Source organism: Enorma massiliensis phI (assembly GCF_000311845.1).
Classification (GTDB): Bacteria; Actinomycetota; Coriobacteriia; order Coriobacteriales; family Coriobacteriaceae; genus Enorma; species Enorma massiliensis.
This window is the reverse complement of sequence record NZ_HE978574.1, coordinates 698,034-718,671: the sequence shown is the minus strand read 5'-3', so window position 1 is coordinate 718,671 and position 20,638 is coordinate 698,034. Positions and strand designations below refer to the sequence as shown.

At 61.7% G+C, this 20,638-nt stretch carries 23 protein-coding genes; 2 read left to right on the top strand and 21 right to left on the bottom strand.

Features of this window, described 5'->3' with window-relative positions:
• Positions 1 to 17: 17 nt before the first annotated feature.
• From HGEM_RS02960 to HGEM_RS02855, 21 genes are all read right to left on the bottom strand, one after another.
• A complete protein-coding gene (locus HGEM_RS02960; RefSeq protein ID WP_019127916.1) occupies positions 18 to 962 on the bottom strand; it encodes a DNA-directed RNA polymerase subunit alpha in 945 nt (314 codons plus the stop codon).
• A gap of 33 nt (positions 963 to 995) precedes the next feature.
• On the bottom strand, positions 996 to 1,592 hold the full coding sequence (gene rpsD, locus HGEM_RS02955; RefSeq protein ID WP_019127915.1) for a 30S ribosomal protein S4: 597 nt from the start codon (positions 1,590 to 1,592) through the stop codon (positions 996 to 998).
• A gap of 21 nt (positions 1,593 to 1,613) precedes the next feature.
• Complete coding sequence (gene rpsK, locus HGEM_RS02950; RefSeq protein ID WP_019127914.1) at positions 1,614 to 2,021, bottom strand: 30S ribosomal protein S11; 408 nt, start codon at positions 2,019 to 2,021, stop codon at positions 1,614 to 1,616.
• Positions 2,022 to 2,035: 14 nt separating this feature from the next.
• Complete coding sequence (rpsM, locus tag HGEM_RS02945) at positions 2,036 to 2,410, bottom strand: 30S ribosomal protein S13 (RefSeq protein WP_019127913.1); 375 nt, start codon at positions 2,408 to 2,410, stop codon at positions 2,036 to 2,038.
• Between the two features lie 15 nt (positions 2,411 to 2,425).
• Positions 2,426 to 2,539 carry a 50S ribosomal protein L36 gene (gene rpmJ, locus HGEM_RS02940; RefSeq protein WP_006363204.1) on the bottom strand — a complete coding sequence of 38 codons (114 nt, stop codon included), beginning with the start codon at positions 2,537 to 2,539 and terminating at the stop codon, positions 2,426 to 2,428.
• Positions 2,540 to 2,662: 123 nt separating this feature from the next.
• Positions 2,663 to 2,881, bottom strand: coding sequence for a translation initiation factor IF-1 (infA, locus tag HGEM_RS02935; protein ID WP_019127912.1), 219 nt, complete (start codon positions 2,879 to 2,881; stop codon positions 2,663 to 2,665).
• A 175-nt stretch (positions 2,882 to 3,056) separates the two neighbouring features.
• Complete coding sequence (gene map / locus HGEM_RS02930; RefSeq protein WP_019127911.1) at positions 3,057 to 3,845, bottom strand: type I methionyl aminopeptidase; 789 nt, start codon at positions 3,843 to 3,845, stop codon at positions 3,057 to 3,059.
• The gene (locus HGEM_RS02925) at positions 3,842 to 4,468 is read right to left on the bottom strand and encodes an adenylate kinase (RefSeq protein WP_019127910.1); all 627 of its coding nucleotides are present in this window, start codon (positions 4,466 to 4,468) and stop codon (positions 3,842 to 3,844) included. Before HGEM_RS02925 ends, map begins: the two co-directional genes overlap by 4 nt.
• Positions 4,469 to 4,486: 18 nt before the next feature.
• A complete protein-coding gene (gene secY, locus HGEM_RS02920; protein WP_019127909.1) occupies positions 4,487 to 5,755 on the bottom strand; it encodes a preprotein translocase subunit SecY in 1,269 nt (422 codons plus the stop codon).
• Positions 5,749 to 6,198 (bottom strand): 50S ribosomal protein L15, encoded by a 450-nt coding sequence (gene rplO, locus HGEM_RS02915; RefSeq protein ID WP_019127908.1) that lies wholly within the window; start codon positions 6,196 to 6,198, stop codon positions 5,749 to 5,751. Before rplO ends, secY begins: the two co-directional genes overlap by 7 nt.
• Positions 6,199 to 6,201: 3 nt before the next feature.
• Positions 6,202 to 6,384: a 50S ribosomal protein L30 gene (rpmD, locus tag HGEM_RS02910; RefSeq protein ID WP_019127907.1), complete on the bottom strand. Its 183-nt coding sequence runs from the start codon at positions 6,382 to 6,384 to the stop codon at positions 6,202 to 6,204.
• 2 nt (positions 6,385 to 6,386) lie between these two features.
• Positions 6,387 to 6,917: a 30S ribosomal protein S5 gene (rpsE, locus tag HGEM_RS02905; RefSeq protein ID WP_019127906.1), complete on the bottom strand. Its 531-nt coding sequence runs from the start codon at positions 6,915 to 6,917 to the stop codon at positions 6,387 to 6,389.
• A gap of 14 nt (positions 6,918 to 6,931) precedes the next feature.
• A complete protein-coding gene (gene rplR / locus HGEM_RS02900; RefSeq protein WP_019127905.1) occupies positions 6,932 to 7,294 on the bottom strand; it encodes a 50S ribosomal protein L18 in 363 nt (120 codons plus the stop codon).
• A 69-nt stretch (positions 7,295 to 7,363) separates the two neighbouring features.
• Positions 7,364 to 7,900, bottom strand: coding sequence for a 50S ribosomal protein L6 (gene rplF, locus HGEM_RS02895; RefSeq protein WP_019127904.1), 537 nt, complete (start codon positions 7,898 to 7,900; stop codon positions 7,364 to 7,366).
• A gap of 32 nt (positions 7,901 to 7,932) precedes the next feature.
• Complete coding sequence (rpsH, locus tag HGEM_RS02890; RefSeq protein WP_019127903.1) at positions 7,933 to 8,331, bottom strand: 30S ribosomal protein S8; 399 nt, start codon at positions 8,329 to 8,331, stop codon at positions 7,933 to 7,935.
• A gap of 120 nt (positions 8,332 to 8,451) precedes the next feature.
• A complete protein-coding gene (locus tag HGEM_RS02885; protein WP_022349923.1) occupies positions 8,452 to 8,637 on the bottom strand; it encodes a type Z 30S ribosomal protein S14 in 186 nt (61 codons plus the stop codon).
• Positions 8,638 to 8,717: 80 nt separating this feature from the next.
• Positions 8,718 to 9,275: a 50S ribosomal protein L5 gene (gene rplE / locus HGEM_RS02880; RefSeq protein WP_019127901.1), complete on the bottom strand. Its 558-nt coding sequence runs from the start codon at positions 9,273 to 9,275 to the stop codon at positions 8,718 to 8,720.
• 1,026 nt (positions 9,276 to 10,301) lie between these two features.
• The gene (locus tag HGEM_RS02870; RefSeq protein WP_019127899.1) at positions 10,302 to 12,167 is read right to left on the bottom strand and encodes an ATP-binding cassette domain-containing protein; all 1,866 of its coding nucleotides are present in this window, start codon (positions 12,165 to 12,167) and stop codon (positions 10,302 to 10,304) included.
• A 792-nt stretch (positions 12,168 to 12,959) separates the two neighbouring features.
• Positions 12,960 to 13,985 (bottom strand): dipeptidase, encoded by a 1,026-nt coding sequence (locus tag HGEM_RS02865; protein ID WP_019127898.1) that lies wholly within the window; start codon positions 13,983 to 13,985, stop codon positions 12,960 to 12,962.
• 134 nt (positions 13,986 to 14,119) lie between these two features.
• The gene (locus tag HGEM_RS02860) at positions 14,120 to 15,415 is read right to left on the bottom strand and encodes an MFS transporter (RefSeq protein ID WP_019127897.1); all 1,296 of its coding nucleotides are present in this window, start codon (positions 15,413 to 15,415) and stop codon (positions 14,120 to 14,122) included.
• 9 nt (positions 15,416 to 15,424) lie between these two features.
• Positions 15,425 to 16,630, bottom strand: coding sequence for a MalY/PatB family protein (locus HGEM_RS02855; RefSeq protein ID WP_019127896.1), 1,206 nt, complete (start codon positions 16,628 to 16,630; stop codon positions 15,425 to 15,427).
• A 310-nt stretch (positions 16,631 to 16,940) separates the two neighbouring features.
• On the opposite strand from HGEM_RS02855, the gene HGEM_RS02850 reads away from it, so the two are divergent.
• Both HGEM_RS02850 and HGEM_RS02845 read left to right on the top strand, forming a co-directional pair.
• The gene (locus tag HGEM_RS02850; protein ID WP_019127895.1) at positions 16,941 to 19,460 is read left to right on the top strand and encodes a U32 family peptidase; all 2,520 of its coding nucleotides are present in this window, start codon (positions 16,941 to 16,943) and stop codon (positions 19,458 to 19,460) included.
• Positions 19,461 to 19,546: 86 nt separating this feature from the next.
• The gene (locus tag HGEM_RS02845; protein ID WP_019127894.1) at positions 19,547 to 20,314 is read left to right on the top strand and encodes an RluA family pseudouridine synthase; all 768 of its coding nucleotides are present in this window, start codon (positions 19,547 to 19,549) and stop codon (positions 20,312 to 20,314) included.
• The last annotated feature ends 324 nt before the right edge of the window (positions 20,315 to 20,638 follow it).

Genomic DNA, 20,638 nt, shown 5'->3' with positions numbered 1-20,638 from the left:
CTATATGAAAGCTCGAGCTACTGCTTCAGGCTTAGGCCCATAGACTCAAGCTTGTCCTTGACTTCCTCGATCGACTTGACGCCGAAGTTGCGGATGTTGAGCAGGTCGTTCTCGGAGAACTCCACGAGCTGGCGCACAGAGTGAATGCTCGCGCGCTTCAGGCAGTTGTAGGAGCGAACCGAGAGGTCGAGATCCTCGATCTGCTTATCGAGCTCGGCGTTGTCGCTCGCGGCCTCAGGGGCGAAGATCGAAACCTCTTCCTCGACCTCGGGGGTCTCGGCAAGGTTCATGAACGCAGCCATGTGCTGGTTGATGATGTTGGCAGCCTGAACCACCGCGTCGCGCGGGGAAAGGGCGCCGTTGGTCTCGATCTCAAGCACCAGACGGTCGTAGTCGGTGTGCTGACCCACGCGGCAGGCCTCGACGAGCTTGGCGCAGCGGCGCACCGGCGAGAAGAGCGAGTCGACGTGGATGATGCCGATGGGATCGGAATCGCGCTTGTTGCCCTCGTACGACACATAGCCGCGACCATGACCGATGCGCATGGACATCGTAAGGTGCGCGCCCTCATTCAGGGTGGCGATGTGCTGCTCGGGGTTGACGAGCTCGAAACCAGCCGGAATGAAGAAGTCGCCGCCGTTGACATCGCACGGGCCCTCGACGTTGATGGTGGCCTCGGCCTCGGACACCGAGGTGCCCGTGGCGCGGAAGACCAAGCCCTTAACGTTGAGGACGATATCGGTAACATCCTCAACCATGTTGGGGATGGTCATGAACTCGTGCTGGGCGCCATCGATCTTGATCGCCTCAACTGCCGCACCCTCGAGAGAGGAGAGCAGGACGCGACGGAGCGAGTTGCCGAGGGTGTCGCCGTAACCACGCTCGAGCGGCTCGACGGAGACACGAGCGGACGTCTCGTTGATCTCTTCGACCTGAACCTGAGGCCTAATGAATTCTGACATGTATTAACCTCCAGCCTCAGCAGCCCTGATGGACTACTTAGAGTAGAGCTCGACGATGAGCTGCTCTTGGATATCGGTGCTGATCTGCTCACGCGTGGGCAGCGAGAGCACGTTACCAGAGAGCTTCTCGATATCGACCTCAAGCCAGCCGGGGACCTCGAAGCGCTCGGACTGGATGAGAGCCTCCTTGATGGGGAGGAGGTCACGGTACTTCTCGCCCACCGCGATGACGTCACCGGGCTTGACGAGATAGGAGGGGATGTCGACGCGGCGGCCGTTCACGGTGAAGTGACCGTGGGAAACCGTCTGACGGGCCTCGCGGCGGGTGCGGGCGAAGCCAAGACGGAACACCACGTTGTCGAGACGGGTCTCGAGGAGAACCATCAGGTTCTCGCCGGTGACGCCGTTCATGCGACGGGCGCGCTCATAGTAACGGTGGAACTGCTTCTCGAGCACACCGTAGATGAACTTAGCCTTCTGCTTCTCGCGCAGCTGGATGCCGTACTCGGATTCCTTGCGGCGACGCTTGGGCTGACGCTTCGATTCCTTCTTGCTGCTGTAACCGAGCTCGATGGGATCGACCCCGAGCTGGCGGCAGCGCTTAAGAACAGGAGTCCTGTCGATTGCCATAGTAATGCGATCCTTTCAGAGTTACACGCGGCGACGCTTCTTGGGGCGGCAGCCGTTGTGCGGGATGGGGGTCTTGTCCTGGATGCTCGTGACCTCGAGGCCGGCGGCCTGGAGGGAACGGATGGCGGTCTCGCGACCGGAGCCCGGGCCCTTCACGAACACGGCGACCTTGTGCATGCCGTGCTCCATAGCGGCCTTGGCGCAGGCCTCGGCAGCCATCTGGGCGGCAAACGGAGTGCTCTTACGAGAGCCCTTGAAGCCCACCTGGCCCGCCGACTTCCAGGCAATGACGTTGCCCTGCGGATCGGTGATCGAGATGATCGTGTTGTTGAAGGTGGAACGGATGTGAGCCTGTCCCACGGAGATGTTCTTGCGGTCGGCGCGCTTGACGCGAGTAGCGGCGCCGCGCTTGTTCTTAGCAGTAGCCATCAGTTAAGCGCTCCTTATTTCTTCTTCTTGGCACCGATCTGGCGCTTCGGACCCTTGCGGGTACGAGCGTTGGTGTGGGTGCGCTGGCCGCGGACGGGAAGACCCTTGCGGTGACGCAGGCCACGATAGCAGCCGATGTCCATGAGGCGCTTGACGTTCTGGTTACGCTCGCGACGGAGGTCGCCCTCCACCATGATGTGGTTCTCGTCGATGTACTTACGGATGACGTCGACCTCTTCTTCGGTAAGGTCCTTGACGCGGGTATCCGGGTTGATGTTCGTGTCGGCGCAAATCTTAGACGCCGTGGTGCGGCCGATGCCGTAGATGTAGGTCAGACCGATCTCGACGCGCTTCTCACGCGGCAGATCGACACCGCTAATACGGGCCAACTTGGATCTCCTCTCTTAACCCTGACGCTGCTTGTGACGCGGGTTCTCGCAGATAACGAGCACCTTGCCATGGCGCCTGATAATCTTGCACTTGTCGCACATCTTCTTGACCGAAGGACGTACCTTCATCGTTCTTCCTTTCGGTTGTGCTCAAACCAACAAACCTACTATGTACTCGTCCAGCCGCAGACGTGAATTACCTGGCTGGTTGCGCACACGACAGCTGAGCGGTCTGTCGCGCGCGTGCGCTGCCTATTTATAGCGATAGGTGATGCGACCACGGGTGAGATCGTAGGGCGAAAGCTCCACCACGACCTTGTCACCGGGAAGGATGCGGATATAGTTCATACGGATCTTGCCCGAGATGGAGCAGAGAACCGTGTGACCATTACCCAAATCGACACGAAACATCGCATTGGGAAGCGGCTCGGTGACCGTACCCTCGAGTTCGATTGCGTCTTCCTTCTTCACAAGCACATCTTTCTCTCGAAACGACAGCAGCGACTAATGATACCGCAGAGCGGTACCACCTCATGTATTTTTCGTCAACGCTCCACATTCTTCCTGCAGAGCGCCCTTTCGCACTCCCCTAAACAGATGCTGGGGAGGTTCTAGAGTGATAAAACGAACCGGGTTCGTTTTATCACTACATCACACCGCCCTGCAGGCTACACCACGGGCCCTGAGCATCTTGGGTGAGAACAACCGGTCCATCGTTGGTGATGGCGATGGTGTTCTCGTAGTGGGCAGCGGGCAGATGGTCGTTCGTGGTCACGATCCAGCCATCGGGCCCCACGCTCACGCGATGCGTGCCGAGCGTGATCATCGGCTCGATCGCGATGACCATTCCGGCTTCGAGCGTGATGCCCCTCCCCTTCTTGCCGTAGTTGGGAACGTTGGGCTCCTCGTGCATCGCACGGCCCACGCCATGTCCCACGTACTCGCGAAGCACGCCGTAACCATGGCTCTCGGCAAGGCTTTGAACGGCATGACCGATGTCGCCGATGCGGTTCCCCGGCACGGCCTGCTCGATGCCCGCCTTGAGGCAGTCGAGGGTGACTTCGCACAGCGCCTTGACCTCGGGTGCGGGGTTTCCGACGTAGAACGTCCAGGCGTTGTCGCCCACCCAACCGTCGACGATGGCTCCGGTGTCGATGGAGAGGATATCACCATCGCGCAGGATCACATCGGGATTGGGGATACCGTGCACCACGGCATCGTTCAGCGATGCGCAGATGGTGCCCGGGAACCCGCCGTACCCCTTGAACGCGGGCGTGCCGCCGTGCATGCGAATGATCTGCTCGGCAAGCTGATCGAGCTCAAAAGTCGAAACGCCAGGGCGCACCATGGCACCGACGTGCCGAAGCACCATCTTGGACAGTGCTCCGGCCTTCTTCATCTGCTCGATCTCTTCAGGGGTCTTGATCTTGATCATAGACCGAGCGCTTCCTTTACGTCAGCGTAGACCGCTTCCATGCTCTGGGCGCCGTTGACGCTCTTGAGCAGACCCTGGCCGCGATAGTACTCCACGAGCGGGCTCGTGTTCTTCTCGTACACATCGAGGCGGTTCTGGATCGTCTCGGGCTTATCGTCATCGCGCTGGTACATCTCGCCACCGCAGGCGGGGCAGACGGTCTCGGTCGCGGTACCGGTATGGCCGCAGGCGCGGCAGGTGCGACGCGACGAGAGGCGCTCGATGATGATCGCGGGCTCGACGTCGATGAGCAGAGCGCAGTCGATGGTGCGACCGAGCCCGGAAAGCTCGGAGTCGAGCGTCACGGCCTGCATGGTGTTGCGCGGGAAGCCGTCGAGGATGAAGCCCTTCTGGGCATCATCGGCAGCGAGGCGCTCCTTCACCAGATCGATCACGAGCTGATCGGGCACAAGCTCGCCGGCATCCATGTACTGCTTCGCCTGGAGGCCGAGCTCGGTGCCGCCCTTCACGGCAGCACGCAAAAGATCGCCGGTCGAGATGTGCGCGACGCCGTAATCGGCGACGAGCTCCTGGGCCACGGTGCCCTTACCGGCGCCGGGCGCGCCCAACAGAACGATATTCATGGGTGACTCCTCTCCGCCCTACTTGAAGAAGCCGTCGTAGTTATACATCTTGAGCTGGCTCTCGACCTTATCGACCGTATCGAGCACCACGCCCACCATGATGAGCACCGAGGTGCCACCGAAGGCCTGAATGAGCTGGTTCCCCGTGAAGGAGAAGATGATGGACGGCACGATCGCGATGACCGCCAGGAAGACGGCGCTCGGAAGCGTGATCTTGTTGAGCGCGTTCTTGATATAGGCAGCGGTGGCACGGCCCGGGCGAACGCCGGGGATAAAGCCACCCTGACGCTTGAGGTTCTCCGCGGTGTCCTCGGGATTGAAAATCATCGAGGTATAGAAGTACGCGAAGAACACGATCAGAACGACGTTCAAGATCCAGTTGATCCAGCCCGAGGCAAGCGCGTTAGCCACGGCCAGCACCCAATCGACGTTGGGGAAGAAGACCGCGATCTGCGCAGGGAAGTACAGAAGCGCACTCGCGAAGATGATCGGCACCACGCCGGCGGTGTTGACCTTGATGGGAAGGTAGGTCGACTGACCACCCATCATGCGACGGCCCACAACGCGCTTGGCGTACTGCACCGGAATGCGGCGCTGGCCGCGCTCGAGGAAGACGATGAACGGGATCACGCACAGGATCACGACGAAGATCACGACGGTGACGACGATGCCCATCGTGCCCTCGCCAAGCGAGGAGAAGATGGACTGCGGCAGGCCAGCCATGATGTTCGCGAAGATGATGAGCGACATGCCGTTGCCGATGCCGCGCTGCGTGATGAGCTCACCGATCCACATGATGAGCATCGAGCCCGCGGTGAGCGTGCCGACGACCATGATGTCGAAGATGACCTCGGGAGCGCTGGCCTCGGCGAAGCTGATGCCGTAGCTCTTGAACAGGAACAGGTAGCCGATCGAGTTAAGGATGGACAGGCCGAGCGTGAGATAGCGAGAATACTGCGTGATCTTGGTCTGGCCGACCTCGCCCTCTCGGGCAAGCTCGTGGAGGCTCGGAATCACGCTCTGCAGGAGCTGCATGATGATGGAGCTCGTGATGTAGGGCATGATGCCAAGCGAGAAGACCGAGACGTAGCTCAGCGCGCCACCGGAGAAAAGCGTAAGAAGCCCCATAGCGCCATCGGTCGGCAAAAGGCCCGCCATCCCCTGGAAGGGGACGCCGGGCACAGGAACATGTGCACCGATGCGGTACACAATGAGCATCGCTATGGTGAAGAGAATCTTGTCCCGAAGATCTTTGATCCGGAACGCGTTCTTCAGGCCAGTTAGCACGGGAGCTCGACCTTTCCGCCGGCCGCCTCGATCTTGGCCTGCGCGGCAGCGGAGACCTTGTCGACGCGGACCGTGAACTTCTTGCTGGTCTCGCCCTCAGCAAGAATCTTCACCGGCTGGAATTCCTTCTTGATGATGCCGGCAGCCTTGAGCGCTGCGCCGTCGATCACCGCGCCGTCCTCGAACTTCTCGTCGAGGCGGGCGATGTTCACGGGAGCGAACTCGATGCGACGCGGGTTACGGAAGCCCGGGAGCTTGGGCAGGCGCATCGCGAGCGGGGTCTGGCCGCCCTCGAAGCCCGAGCCCTTGCCGCCGCCGGAGCGGGAAAGCTGGCCCTTCTGGCCGCGACCCGCCGTGGTGCCGTGACCAGAGGAGTTGCCGCGGCCGATGCGCTTGCGGCGGTGAGTCGACCCCTCTGCGGGGGTGAGGTCATGAAGCTGCATTGCTTACTCCTCTACAATCTCAACAAGGTGCTTGACCTTGAAGATCATTCCGCGGACAGATTCGTTGTCGGGAAGCTCGCGGGTGCGGTTGATCTTCCCGAGGCCGAGGGCCTTGATGGTCCTGACCTGGTCCTGCTTGCAACCGTTGGTGCTGCGGACCTGCTTGACGGTGATGGTATCGGCCATGCTTACTGCTCCTTCTTGCCCACGAACATCTCGCTGACCGTGAGGCCGCGGCGAGCCGCGACGTCCTCGGGGCTTGCGAGCTCCTTGAGGCCCTCGGCAGCGGCCTTGATGATGTTGAGGCCGTTATCGGTGCCGAGCGACTTGGAGAGAACGTTCTTGATGCCAGCAAGCTCGAAGAGGGGGCGCACAGCGCCGCCGGCGATAACGCCGGTACCCTCGACAGCGGGCTTGATGATGATGCGGCCGGCGCCGAAGTGGCCCTCGACCTCGTGCGGAATGGTGCCCTCTTCGGTCACCGGCACGTGGAACATGTGCTTCTTGGCATCGAGCGACGCCTTGGAGATGGCCAGGGGCACCTCAGCGGACTTGCCCATGCCGATGCCGACGTTGCCCTTGCCGTCGCCAACGACGACGAGCGCGACGAGGGACATGCGACGGCCACCCTTGACGGTCTTGGCGACGCGGTTGATGAAGACGACGCGCTCCTCGAACTCGGAGGCCTCGCGCTGCTTGTTATCTCGATTACGAGCCATGTGCTTCTAACCTCCTAGAACTCGAGACCGGCGGCACGAGCGCCGTCGGCGAGGGCCTTGACGCGCCCATGATAGATACGGCCGCCACGGTCGAAACGGACCGCCTTGATGCCAGCCTCGATGGCGCGCTTGCCCACGAGCTCGCCGACCTTCTCCGCAGCCTCCTTGTTGGAGGTGTGGGTGCCCTTGAACTCGGCCTCGAGGGTCGAAGCGGACACGAGGGTCTTGCCCTGGGTATCGTCCACGATCATGGCATAGATGTTGGCGTTCGTGCGAACCACGCGCAGGCGCGGGCGCTCGGGCGTGCCGAAGATCTTCCCGCGAACGCGACGCTGACGGCGCTTGAGGCCGGCTGCCTTCGCTTTGTTCTTATCCATCTGATAACTCCTTAGAGGATCTTGCCCGTACCTAACGGGGTACGGGACTTACACGGTGTGCGTCTGCTACTACTTAGCGGCCTTACCGAGCTTGCGACGGATGTGCTCGCCAACGTAGTGGATACCCTTGCCCTTGTACGGCTCGGGCGGACGCTTGCCGCGGATCTCGGCGGCAACCTGGCCGACCTGCTGCTTGTTGATGCCCTTCACGTTGATGTGCGTGTTGTCGGGCACCTCGAAGGTAATGCCCTCGGGGGCATCGTACAGGACGGGGTGCGAATAACCGAGCGACATCTCGAGGTTCTTGCCCTTGAGCTGCACACGGTAGCCGACGCCAGCGAGCTCGAGCTGCTTGGTGTAGCCCTCGGACACGCCGATCACCATGTTCTGGATGAGCGCGCGGGTGAGGCCGTGACGGGCGCGGGTCTCGCGCTCATCGTCGGGACGGCTCACGACGAGCTCGTTCTCCTCGATGGAAATGCTGAGCTTCTCGTAGAAATCAAGCTCGAGCTGGCCCTTGGGGCCCTTGACGGTCACGTGCTGACCATCGACTGCCACCTCGACTCCGGCGGGAATCTGGACAGGCTTCTTACCGATACGGGACACGGTGTTCTCCTTCCTTCTACTCGCCAGTCGTCTTACCAGACGAACGCGATGATCTCGCCGCCGACGTTCGCCTTGCGGCAGTCGCGGTCGGTCATGACGCCCTTGCTGGTGGAAACGATAGCGGTACCAAGACCACCGCGAACGCGGGGGATGTCGGCGACGCCGGCATACTTGCGAAGGCCGGGCTTGGAAATGCGGCGGATGCCGTTGATGACCTTCTGCTTCTTGGGGCCGTACTTAAGCGTGATGGTGAGGGTCTTCTGGGGCACGGTATCCTCGACCGTGTAGCCCTCGATGTAGCCCTCCTCATGCAAGACGCGCGCGATCTCGATGAGCTTCTTCGAGCTCGGCATGGAGACGGCGGCCTTGTTCGCAGAGTTGCCGTTGCGAATGCGCGTAAGCATGTCTGCAATCGGGTCTGTCAGGTTCATGCAGATTCTCCTTCGTTCTAGATGAACTCGTGCAACCGGTCCTCGGTCACCCATAGCGACCGAGCCTGCCGTACACGATCTTCCCTGCCGGGGCTGCACACCCCGTGCACTGGTAGTGACTTACCAGCTGGCCTTCTTGATGCCGGGAAGCTCGCCCTTGAGCGCCAGCTCGCGGAAGCACACACGGCACAGGCCGAACTTGCGGTAAACCGAATGCGGACGGCCGCAACGCTGGCAGCGGGTGTACTTGCGGGTCGAGAACTTCGGCTCGCGCTGCTGTTTGACGATCATCGATGTCTTAGCCACTTACTTACCTCCTATCACGGATTATCATGCACCGGTCGGGCCGCACACGAACCGCGCGGCCCGGAGCCGGAGCGAATGAACTACTTCTTGAACGGGAATCCAAAGCCGTCGAGAAGGGCACGGCCCTCTTCGTCGGTCTTGGCGGTGGTGACGATGGTGATGTCCATGCCGCGCTGGCGGTCGATGGAGTCGAAATCGATCTCGGGGAAGATGAGCTGCTCGGTCACGCCCATGGAGAAGTTGCCGCGGCCGTCGAAGCTATCGGGCGAGATACCGCGGAAGTCGCGGATACGGGGGATCGCCACAGCGGTGAGACGGTCGAGGAACTCCCACATGCGGTCGCCGCGCAGGGTGACCTTGGCACCGATCGGCATGCCGGCGCGCAGGCGGAAGGACGCGATGGACTTGCGGGCGCGGGTAACCATCGGCTGCTGGCCGGTGATGGCACGCAGGTCGCGCACGGCACCGTCGATGGCCTTGGAATCGGTGGCCGCCTCGCCGACGCCCATGTTCACGACGATCTTCTCGATCTTCGGGATCATCATGACGTTCTTGTACTGGAACTTCTCCTGAAGCTGGCCCTTCACCTCGTTGAGGTACTTGGTCTTAAGACGGGGCACGTACTTCTCTTCAGCCATGTTCACTCCTTTGGGGTTTTAAGCACGGGGCTTGGCCACTCCCAGATGCGAAAATAGGACAGAGGAAATTTTGCATCCAGTCGGGTTGTCCTCGTGCCTCCTGCCGTCATCGGACCGCGCTGGCTGTCGCGGCACGACGAATCACCGACAGGAGCCGGGCAATACGGTCGCTATGATACGCGTCTGCGGGACGAATTGCCAGAAGAACTTCTGAAGCCCCTTGGCAACCTGCGGAAATCCACATTTTCAAGATGCTTGCAGTGTGGAGGTTGCTGAGCTGGCAGCCCCTCGGTGCTCATCCCGGTGCATGGCGCGAACGGGGCCTCCCGATGCGCCCCCTAGCGCGCTGCTTCTCGGGCGAGATTTGACGCTCGCGCGGTTGTCGGGCGCAATCCGGACACTCCCTCCGTTGCCGGGCGACATCTGGACGTTTTCGAGCCTCCGAGCGTACGAAAGTCGCCCAAGAAAAGCCTCCCATCTCCAGGGCTTTTTAGTCCAAGAAATGGGAGACGGTTCACTTCAGCACGCTGCTCCAATATTAGCGCTGTATCGCTCAATAGACTGTACTACGCCTCATATCACCCCGTACGCCTACCATACAGAATACGTATATTGATAGATATAGACGGTACCCGTGTGATTGTATTGGCACTGACCGCTCACAGACCAGCTGTTTGTCAAGCGTGATCCGGTGCAAGAATATCCGTTGCTATAACGAAGAGATTTATAGCTAACGTTGTACTTTGACCCATTGTGAGCTCCGTTGTTGTGGCATAAGTACACACGATAAGTGTCTTCCACCGTATCTATGTATGCGCGGGGCTCAATGGTTCCCGAATCCTCCGCCACACTATCCAAGCCTACCGCAACTTGCGGCACCATGAAGCCGAAACAGATGGCCAACAAGAACACGGATACAATCCCAAAGGCTTGCTTCTTCAAGTACAGCAACATCCGCATTATAGTTCCTTCCATCGTTTCCTTTTCCTCCGCATTTTTTCTTGTGTCTAACCCTCCCTCCTCACTTTACGGAAGCACGTTTCCAGAGGCCTTTTCAAACGTCTCCGCATAGTAATCTGCCACGGTGCCATCAGGGCGCTTTGAGCAAACGGCGCCATCTTCAATAAATAGGTAATCGTCGCAGAGGCCCTCGAGCGTGCTGAGAATATGGGATGAAATGAGCACCGTTCCCCCTGCATTCGCATACTGACGAAGCGTATGGGAATGCCACTTTACATGAGTGGGGTCAAGGGCGTTCATGCTTTCGTCCAAAAGAAGGCAGCGGGCGCCCGAAACATATGCAAGGGTCAAGGCAACTTGCTGTTTCATGCCCTGCGATAGCTTGCGAACAGCTTTATGTCCAAACTCTGCAAGTTCGGAGCACGCATCATCGTAAACACGACCCGCCGCCTGCCCCCAAAAGGCTGTGACGAGCGCCAGATGCTCATCCGGCGAAAGGTGTGAGTACATCCAGTCGGCATTCCCCGGGACAAGAAACACACACTGCATGTATTGGGGATTGCGCGAGCAGGGAACACCGGCTATTTTGATGCTTCCGGATTTCAACAATGACGCGTTGCCAGCCAGAACCTCGAGCAACGTCGTTTTTCCGCATCCATTAGGAGCGACCAGCCCAACGACATGCCCGGGGTCGAGGGAGAACGATGAATCGCTGAGAACGGCTTGGCGACCCCGCGCTACCGTTATCCGAGACGCACGGACAAATCCGCGGGAAGCGTCCGCACCTGTCGCCTGGGACCCAAGCCTGTCGCGACGAATAGACACTCCTCGAACGAAAACGTCAGCGATAAAGGCGGCTATCAAGAGAATCGCGATGAGAGCCACTATCAGCATAAGGCCACGCCCGAAGCTTGCGCCTTCGACGGGAAAGACATCCGATGAAGGATTGTAGCTAAAGAAGCCCGCAGACGATGGCATATAGAAATAGATAAACGGACACCAGAGAATCCAATCGCCCCCCTCTTGAGCAAGCAAAGCCTGCAGGAGCATCGGGGAAAGGAACACTACCGCACCCGTCAAAGCTGCCACAGTAGAGTGGTTCACCATGCAATGAACAAACTGACAAAACAGAGATATAGCAATGGTCAGAAGCAGGTAGAGCAGAGCCACGCGCGCCGAAGACTCTAACGCGGTAAGATGCATAAGCTCGCCGCCTTGGTAGAACACGACGGGATACGACACATCGCCGAATCCATTCCTCAGCAACGCGAAAACAAGCGGCACCAGCAGCGTGATGGCGACGCACGCCGCACCAAGCACCAGCTGCAACGTGAGCAGGATCGCAAAACGCTGCACGCCGGATACGGGTGCCCTGCTAAGCAAACGGCCCGCATCGAATAACCGCAATGTAATGAGGCCGACAAAGACGCCCGGTAGCAACCAGACAATATAGGGAACGTGCGCGCTTATGAAGCTTAGAACCAATACAGCCGGCAACTGCGAGGAGGTATCGTACGCCTGCGGGCTCGCTAACCGGCTCATCCCATCGAAAAGCTCTGCAGATTGGCGCAGCGCAGGCTCGTCTGCCACCAGATACCCCGCATCGAGCATGCGTAGCTCAACGTCATAACATGCGCTTGCAGAACGAATCAAATTGGCATCCGACTCAGCAGATGCCATCCGCTCGAGTGCATCTATACGTTCCTGTGTAAGTTGTTTAAGGTCATCTGGCATGGTTGGATCGTCCAGGCTTGCCCGTGATTGGCCAACAAACTGAATGTTGGATTCGAACTCAATGCGCCGCCCTGCAAAACCAGTTTGGAAGTCAAGCAGAATATACATAGAAAACGACAGGGAGACGAACAAGAGCATCGCATAAAGCGCGAGCTGTTTGCCCGAGCAACGAATCAATAACGCAATCTGACGTCCCATAAGATGACCCCCATCAATGCGCTAACTTACATTTTAGACTATCATATATTCAGATATATGTATATATCTATGCAGCATTTCTTTGCGCTTGGCAATTCATTCCGAACGCAGTTGTCCTTGAGCAGAGGCTGTCCACGGCACCTTGACACGATGAAGCTTGCAGCCACGGCTTCATCAGGAGACAACCGTCACCGAGCGTTGCCTCCGTCCACCGCACCGACCGTGAGATTGACGGGGTCAACGAGAACGACAATGAGCCACTGAGGCAACACTTACCCAAGGACATCTTAGCCTCGACAACGTATTCGGCGAGAAGGCCGCGGTGGCGCACGTTTTCAAGATACTCGTAGCATGGAGCTTGCTGGGTCAGATGAATCCATCGGCGCTCATTCCGGCGCATCGCGCGGACGGGGCCTCCCGATGCGCCCCTAGCGCGTGGCTTCTCGGGCGCAATCCTGACACTTGTCCCGTTGCCGGGCGCAATCCGGACACTCCCTCGGTTGTCGGGCGATATCTGGACGTTTTCGAGCCTCCGAGCGTACGGAAGCCGCCCGAAAACGGAATGGATGTCCGAAAGTCGCCCGGCAACGGAGCGGGTGTCTGAAAGTCGCCCGAGAAGCACGCAGATGGCGGAAACCCGCCCGAGAACGGGGCGGGCGTCCGAAATATGCCTGAAAGCGAATCAATCGTTTAAATCTCGCCCGAAAAAGCGCCTACGAACAAGCTCGACAACACGAGCAAAACGACGACGCCGCGCCCGGCAAGCGACGGGCCTGCGCCGGCAGCGCCTCCTTACCGCCCGAACCGTTCAAAGAACGCAAGCGCGTTTCCGCCGCAGAGCGCCTCGGTTACCTCGGCGCCGAAGCGCTGCTCAAGGTGCTCTTGGAAGGCGGGCATCTTATCCGCGCTCGCGATGTCGGGCACCGGGTCGCACCCGTCGAAGTCGCTTCCCAGCGCCAGCACCCGCTCGCCGCCGAGGTCGAGCCAATGCTCGATGTGGCGAGAAAGGTCGTCGAAGGTGGGTGGCATGGCCGCAGGGTCGTCCACGACGAACAGGTCCGCATAGTTGAGCCCCACGATGCCACCGCGATCGCGGATCTCGGCGAACTGGGCATCGGTGAGGTTCCGCTTGTGCCCGCAGACGGCCCGCGCGTTGGAGTAACTCGCTACGAAAGGACGCTCGGCCAGGCGGGCAACCTCGTCGAAGCAAACATCGTTGAGATGCGAGACATCGAGGATGACGCGCTCCTCCTCCATGCGGCGCAGGGCTTCGCGACCAGTTGCGGTGAGCCCGCGCTCCGGAGCATCGTGGCCGCTCGCAAGCGGACCCGGGGCATTCCAGCTGAGGGACGCCATGAGCAGGCCCCGCTCGGCGCAGGCGTGCACCAGTTCGATATCGTGCGCGAACAGCCGAGCGTTCTCGATGGTGCGCACCGCCGCGATACGACCTTCCGCAAGCGCTGGTCGAATGCCGGCCGCCGAGCGCACGCCCGAGAAGCGATTGCCGTACCGCATCAGTTCGCGGTCGAGGCAGCCGGATACGTGCTCCCAGAGCGCCGCGGCAGAGGCGGGCTCGAAGGCGTCGGGGATGAAGCAGGCAAAGCACTGTGCCCAAGGCGTGGCACCGATCTTTTCCGCGGTGAGCTGAAAACCGCCGGCAGAAAGGTCCACGGCGGCAGGCGGCTTGGGAAGATCGGGAGACGCGGGCGGCTCGCCCTGCCCCGACATGCCAGCTGAAGCCGCGAGCTCTGCGGGCATGTTCTGGAACGCGAGCATGGTCGCGGTATCGCAATGAAGATCGAATACGGGATAACTCATGATGCCTCCTAAAGGTTGATGTTCGACTCCAGAACCGGCGCGTGCGCTGCGCCCGCGGCCGAGCGCTGCGCTTGCGGCCGCTTGCTACGTCCATAGCCGAACGCCACATCCGCGCCGCTCGCTACGCCCGCTTGCTACGCCCGCTCGCGCAATCGCACCACGCCGTTCAGGCGCTCGCCCGCCACCACCATGACTACCAGGAAGAGCACGAGGTACCACGGATAGACCCATGCGCCGACGAGCTGCGCGAGCACGCCGAAGAGCGGCGACATGGCGAGCGACCCGATATAGGCGAACGCCATCTGCATGCCCGTGAGCTCGAGCGCGAGCTCCTCCCCGAACCGTGCCGGCGTAGCGTGGATCGTCGAGGGGTAGATGGGAGCGCATCCGCAGCCCATGAGCACAAGCCCCGCGAAGAGCGCCGTGTCGTCCGGCATGAGCACGCATACGAACGCAACCGCGATGAGCGCCTGACCGAGCCGGATCATATTGCGGTCGTTCACCTTGAGCGAAATGAAGCCGCTCACGGCTCGGCCTGCGGTGATGCCCATATAGAAGAGAGCGGCCCAGCTCGCCGCTGTCTGCGCATCGATGCCACGTGCAAGCGTGCAGAAGGTCGCCGCCCAGTTGCCGCAGGTGGTCTCGAAGGCGCTGTAGCAGAAGAAGCTGACGAGCACTGCCTTTACACCGGGAATGCGAAGCAACTGGGCATGGGTGCGCCGAACAGGGCGTTCCCCGCTCGCACCGCACTCCCCGCCGCCTCGCCCGGAGGGCTGCACGCGCGCGCCGCTCGCCCGGGGTTCCCCGCCTCCGCACTCGAAGGCGCGCTCCTGCCCCTCGCCCACGCACGAGCCTCCGTCACCCGGGGAGCGCCGCGCAGGCAGCTTGCGGTCGCGCCAGAGCGGCAGAGAGAGCGTGAGCACCACGGCGATTGCGACCTGGATGCCCCCGAGCACGAAGAACCCCGTCGACCAGTCGCTTCGCTCGAGGCACTGTGCCATGATCATGGGACCGCCGCTCGCACCGACTCCCCACATGCAATGAAGCCAGCTCATATGCTGCGACTCGTAATGCACGGCGACATAGGCGTTGAGCGCCGCGTCGACGGCCCCCGCCCCAAGGCCATAGGGGACCGCCCAGAGGCAAAGCTGCCAGAACGCCTGGGACTGGGAAAAGCCCACGAGGGCCGCCGCCGTGAGCGCCACGCTCGCCACCGTGACGCGCCCCGTGCCGAAGCGCTCCACCACGCGCACCGACATAAGGCTCGAAACGATGGTTCCCGCCGAGATGATCATGGTCACCACGCCCACCCATGAGATGCCCGCACCAAGGCTGGGGGCCATCGTGGGCCACGCAGACCCGATGGCGGAATCGGGCAGGCCCAAGCTGATGAACGCGAGGTAGATGATGGGTAGAAGTCCTGCAGGCATGAAGCTCACCTACGCGCCGAACACGTAGCGGCTCAGGCGGTCGAACGCCTCTTCGACGCGGGCGCGCGGCAGGGCGAGGTTCATGCGAATGTGGCACGGGCCATGGAACGGGCGGCCGTCTTGCCAGGCCACGCCCACGCGCCACCCGGCGCGAAGGAGCTCTCCCACATCGCAGCCGTGCTGCTCGCACCACGCGGTGCAGTCGAGGAAGAGCATGTAGGTGCCCTGCGGCTTCACGACCCGCACGCCCTCGAAATGCTCAGCGATATACGCGCACACCCAATCGATGGTGTCGCCGAGCACCTCGGTAAGCTCGTCCACCCACACGCGTCCCTCGGGGCTGTAGGCACCCATGAGGGCGTGCATAGAGAGCACGTTCATGCTGTTGTAGTGGCACTTGGACGCCTGCGCGAGCACGCGGTCGCGCAGATAGTCGCCGTAGATGATGTGGTAGCTCCCTACAAGCCCCGCAAGGCTGAAGGTTTTGCTCGGCGCATAGAGGGCCACGGTGCGCTCGCGTGCATCGGCGGAAACGGACTGCGTGGGCACGTGCTTGTGGCCGGGCAGGATGATGTCGGACCAGATCTCGTCCGAGACCACCACGCAATCATATGCGCGGTAGAGCTCCATGGCCCGCTCGATCTCAGCGCGCTCCCACACGCGGCCGCACGGGTTATGGGGCGAGCAGAACACCGCAACATGGATCTTGTTCTCGGAAAGCTTTCGCTCCATATCGTCGAAATCCATGCGCCAGATACCCGACTCGTCGAGCTTGAGCGGCGATAAGACAATCTTGTAGCCAGCGTTCTCGATGCTTTTGGTAAATCCGATATACGTAGGGCTGTGCAAGAGCACTGCATCGCCCGGCGCCGCGAAGGCCTGGAGCGTGGAGACGAGACCGCCGAGCACGCCGTTCTCGTATCCGATATGCTGCGGCTCGAGCCCGGTCACGCCGTTACGGTCGCGCTGCCAGGCAATGATGCGCTCGAAGTACTCGTCCCGCGGATCGAAATAACCGAAGTGGGGTTCCTTCACGCGCGCGACGATGGCGTCTTGGATGGCGGGGAGCACCGGAAAGTTCATATCGGCCACCCACATGGGAATGGCGTCGAACCCCTCCTGCGGGGCCTCCGGGGCACCGGGCGCGCCCAGACCGTCGACGGCCACCGCATCTTGCCCGTGACGCTCCATGATGCTTGTGAAATCGTAGGTCATAGCGGCTCCTTTGCACGCATGATGGTATCCAGACAAGAGCTGCGAGCGCAGGGCTAGAGCCTCGTGCATTCCCTATAATAGGAACATTCGCCGATTCAGCAATGCCCGCTGCCAAGATAAGGCCAAGGCCCAAGCCCTGGGACCTCTTCGAGTGGCCCGTGGTTCGCAGACACCCGGTGTCTACGATTCACAAACCACCCGAACATGAATCATGGGCACCGGGTGTCTGCGAACCACGGCACGGGCATCAACGATACCGCAACGGCATTTCGAGACAAGCGCGCATCTTTGCCGTTTCAGAGAGGAAACCATGGCCGATCGCCCAACTCAACAAGCACCGTCCCTTGCGCGACGTGTGGAGCTCCTCGCCCCCGCAGGCGGCCCCAAACCGTTCGCAGCGGCCCTTGCGGCGGGTGCCGATGCCATCTACCTCGGCATGGGAACCATGAACGCGCGACGCAAGGCCGAGAACTTCACCGACGAGGAATTCGCCCGCGCGTGCCGGACCGCGCACCTTGCTGGCGCACGCGTCTATGTAACCACCAACATCGTCATCAAAGACGACGAGATGGACGAGGCGGTCGAGCTCATCCGCCGGTGCACGGCGCTCGGCGCCGACGCCTTCATCATTCAAGACTGGGGCCTCTTCTCGGAAGTAAAGCGGCTTATGCCCGAAATCGAGACGCACATCTCCACCCAGGCAAACATCCATGACGCACGCGGAGCCGCATGGTGCGAGCGCCTGGGCGCCGACCGCGTGACGCTTTCGCGCGAGCTCTCCCTGGGCGAGATCGCCGCCATCCACGAGCAGTGCGGCATCGACCTCGAGGTGTTCGCCCACGGCTCCATCTGCTTCAGCTATTCCGGGGTATGCCTGCTCTCGAGCTTCTGCCAGGCCGGGCGCTCCGCCAACCGCGGCATGTGCGCGCAGCCGTGCCGCCTACCCTACGAGCTCATTGACGAGCAGGGGCGCGAGATCTCGGCACCCGGCCGCGGTCGGCCGCTCTGCCCGCGCGACACCTGCACGACCGACCTGCTCCCCCAGCTCGTGGACACAGGCGCCTCGGCACTCAAGCTCGAAGGTCGCATGAAGGCCGCCGACTACGTCTTCTCGGTAACGGATGTATACCGCCGCGAGCTCGACGACGTTCTTGCAGGGCGGAATGCGGGCGAAAAGGAGCAGGCGGCTCGTAAGCGCCAACTCAAGCGCTGCTTTAACCGCGACTTCACGCACGCGTACCAAGACGGCACCTCCGACGACGACATGATGAGCTACGAGCGGTCGAACAATCGAGGCGAGCTCGTGGGCCGCGTCGCCGGGTTCACCGCGCGCGAGCCCCAAACCAAGGGGGAGCGCCTGCGAGCGGCTATCAAGGGGCCTGCGGGCACCGCCCACCTCGCACTCGACGCGCCCGTTGGGACAGGCGATCTCCTTGAGCTGCGCGACGACGATGATCCGGACACGTTCCTCACGGCCCTCGCACGCCGTGATACCGCCGCCGGCGAGATACTCGATGTCGAGCTCCCACGACCGCCCGGGAAGCGGTGCCGCGTGCGCATCATTCGTAGCCAGGCGGCAATCGACCGTGCCGACGACGTGCTCAAGCGCGCCTACCCCCGCAAGCGCCCCGTCGATGTGCGGGTGCGCGCCCGCCGGGGCCAGCCGTTCGAGGTCGAGCTCTCTTGCTGCGACAACCCCTCGCTCACCGCATGCGCCCAGGGCTTCATCGTCGAGGAAGCGCGCACTAGGCCCGTCTCGTCCGATGACCTCGTAGAACACGTTGGCCGCATGGGCTCGAGCCCGTTTGAGATGCGGACCTGCTCCGTCGAGCTCGATGAGGGCTGCGGCATGGGCTTTTCCGCCGTCCACAAGGTGCGAGCCGCCGCATGCGACTTGCTCGAGGAAGCCATTCTCGCTCCAAGCCAGCGTCGCGCGGAGCTGGCCGAACGCTTGGACATCCCCTCGCACCGCGGCGTCGCGGACTCTGCGAACGAGCACAAAGACGCACGGGGCGCGGAGGCGATGGTTTGCGCGCTCGCCACTTCGCTCGAGGCGGCAGATGCTGCGCGCCGCGCAGGCGCCGACCGAGTCTATATGGCCACCGACGACCTCGACGCGGCGGGTATCTCCCCCGCCCAAGCCCGCGAGCTCGGCCTCATTCCCGTGCTTGACGAGGTCTGCCGCGCAGGCGACCGCGAACGGCTCGATTCCTGGGTCGAAACCGGCGCCGCCGTCGCCGTCGGCAATATCTCCGAACTTGCCCTTGCCGCGGAGCGCTCGGCGCTCGCCGAAGTGCGTTCGTGCATCCCCGCACACAACCGGCCGTGCCTTGAGCTCCTTGCCCGAGAAGGCGCCCGCGCCGCCTGGCTCTCCCCCGAGCTCTCGCTTGCCGAGATTGAGCGCATTGCCCCCGCGAGTCCCCTTACGCTCGGCATCTGCGTATACGGAAAGCCGCGCGTCATGACGAGCGAACATTGCATCCTGCAGGTCGCAAACGCATGCATTCACGACTGCGCCCGCTGTTCGCTACGCATGCGCAAGCTCGCGCTCCACAACATCGACGACAAGATGCTGCCCGTCCGCACCGACATCCACGGTCGTTCTCGCTTGTACGACGCCTATCCCCTGGACCTTACGCCCCAGATGCCCGCGCTCCTTTCCGCTGGCGTGAGGCGCTTCCTCGTCGACGGAACCTTGCTCGAGCCCGAGGAGCTCTCCGATCAGACCGAACGCGCCCGCCGGGCGCTTGACGCCGCGCGCGCCGGACGCAAGCCCGCGCCCCGGCAGAAGGGCTCTTCGTCGGGCTGCCTGTTTGTGGGCGTCGATTAGCCATGGGAAACCAGACTTTCGCCCATCGTTCTTCACGCGGAGATGGCGCACACGGAGGCAGCACGCCCGCTGCACCCAGAAATGCCATGCGCGGAAGTGGACCGTATGCCGCGCAGGAAAGCGCCACGTGCAGGCGCGATGCACCAGCCGATCTCTCCCCTCGCGTGCTCTACGTCAGCGAAACGCTGCTCGCGGTCGACAAGCCCGCCGGCATCATCGTCCATGGGGACGGGACGGGTACAAAAACGCTCACCGACTTGGTGCGCAACACCGTAGAACGAGGAGCCATAGACCACGTTGCGCCCACATGTGCACCAGAGATCCAGGCGCTCCAGCGGCTCGACCGCGACACGACCGGCATCGTGCTCTTTTCGATTTGCAAGCACACGCAAGGTGCCTACGATGCGCTGATCGCCGCACACGGTGCGCGCAAGCACTACCTTGCCGTCGCAGAGGGCCACGTACCTTGGGATCAGCGAGATATTCACGTACCGATTGGCAGGGACCGGCACGATGCGCGGCGCATGCGAGCGAGCCGCACAGGCAAAGACGCTCACACGGAGGCGACCGTGCTCGACCGAAGGCGCATCGACGGCCGCTGGTACACCCTCCTCGACCTTAGGCTATATAGCGGTCGCAAACATCAGATCCGCGTTCATCTTGCACACGAGGGCTTCCCGCTCGTCGGCGATGCCTTATATGGCGCGGGCGATGCGCGTGGCTTGATGCTCCACGCACGGCGATTCGCCTTTACCGACCCTGTTTCTCGCTCGCTGGTGGACATCCACGCGCCCATTCCCATGCGTTTTCGCAATCTATTCCCCCGCTCGTGCGCGCGCCTCTTCGACATGTAGCAAGATAACGGGCACGAAACGGGCGGCTTGCTCATTGAGGCCTTTCTTTCTGGCTAAAAATGTCGATTTATGGCAATCCGCGCGTGCGTCGAGGGGGCGTCGCGGCCTTCATGAAACCCTCTTGGCGGATAGGAGACGCATGTTCTACCTGCTAACGGTCTTGCAGCCCCACAAATAGTGCTATGGAGCGAGCTCGCCCCATCCAACTTCTCTTCCTCAATCGCCAGAAATCGACATTTTTAGCCAATTTGGCCCTTCTCAGGTAGAATTCGCCAATCGCGCAAGCGCAACGCGGCTCCATAACAATCAGAACCACCCGCATAG

Coding starts and splice junctions, on each gene's coding strand:
- HGEM_RS02960 (WP_019127916.1), bottom strand. CDS start 962: ATGTCAGAATTCATTAGGCCTCAGGTTCAGGTCGAAGAGATCAACGAG.
- rpsD (WP_019127915.1), bottom strand. CDS start 1,592: ATGGCAATCGACAGGACTCCTGTTCTTAAGCGCTGCCGCCAGCTCGGG.
- rpsK (WP_019127914.1), bottom strand. CDS start 2,021: ATGGCTACTGCTAAGAACAAGCGCGGCGCCGCTACTCGCGTCAAGCGC.
- rpmJ (WP_006363204.1), bottom strand. CDS start 2,539: ATGAAGGTACGTCCTTCGGTCAAGAAGATGTGCGACAAGTGCAAGATT.
- map (WP_019127911.1), bottom strand. CDS start 3,845: ATGATCAAGATCAAGACCCCTGAAGAGATCGAGCAGATGAAGAAGGCC.
- HGEM_RS02925 (WP_019127910.1), bottom strand. CDS start 4,468: ATGAATATCGTTCTGTTGGGCGCGCCCGGCGCCGGTAAGGGCACCGTG.
- rplO (WP_019127908.1), bottom strand. CDS start 6,198: ATGCAGCTTCATGACCTCACCCCCGCAGAGGGGTCGACTCACCGCCGC.
- rpmD (WP_019127907.1), bottom strand. CDS start 6,384: ATGGCCGATACCATCACCGTCAAGCAGGTCCGCAGCACCAACGGTTGC.
- rpsE (WP_019127906.1), bottom strand. CDS start 6,917: ATGGCTCGTAATCGAGATAACAAGCAGCGCGAGGCCTCCGAGTTCGAG.
- rplR (WP_019127905.1), bottom strand. CDS start 7,294: ATGGATAAGAACAAAGCGAAGGCAGCCGGCCTCAAGCGCCGTCAGCGT.
- rpsH (WP_019127903.1), bottom strand. CDS start 8,331: ATGAACCTGACAGACCCGATTGCAGACATGCTTACGCGCATTCGCAAC.
- rplE (WP_019127901.1), bottom strand. CDS start 9,275: ATGGCTGAAGAGAAGTACGTGCCCCGTCTTAAGACCAAGTACCTCAAC.
- HGEM_RS02870 (WP_019127899.1), bottom strand. CDS start 12,167: ATGGGACGTCAGATTGCGTTATTGATTCGTTGCTCGGGCAAACAGCTC.
- HGEM_RS02865 (WP_019127898.1), bottom strand. CDS start 13,985: ATGAGTTATCCCGTATTCGATCTTCATTGCGATACCGCGACCATGCTC.
- HGEM_RS02860 (WP_019127897.1), bottom strand. CDS start 15,415: ATGCCTGCAGGACTTCTACCCATCATCTACCTCGCGTTCATCAGCTTG.
- HGEM_RS02855 (WP_019127896.1), bottom strand. CDS start 16,630: ATGACCTACGATTTCACAAGCATCATGGAGCGTCACGGGCAAGATGCG.
- HGEM_RS02850 (WP_019127895.1), top strand. CDS start 16,941: ATGGCCGATCGCCCAACTCAACAAGCACCGTCCCTTGCGCGACGTGTG.
- HGEM_RS02845 (WP_019127894.1), top strand. CDS start 19,547: ATGCGCGGAAGTGGACCGTATGCCGCGCAGGAAAGCGCCACGTGCAGG.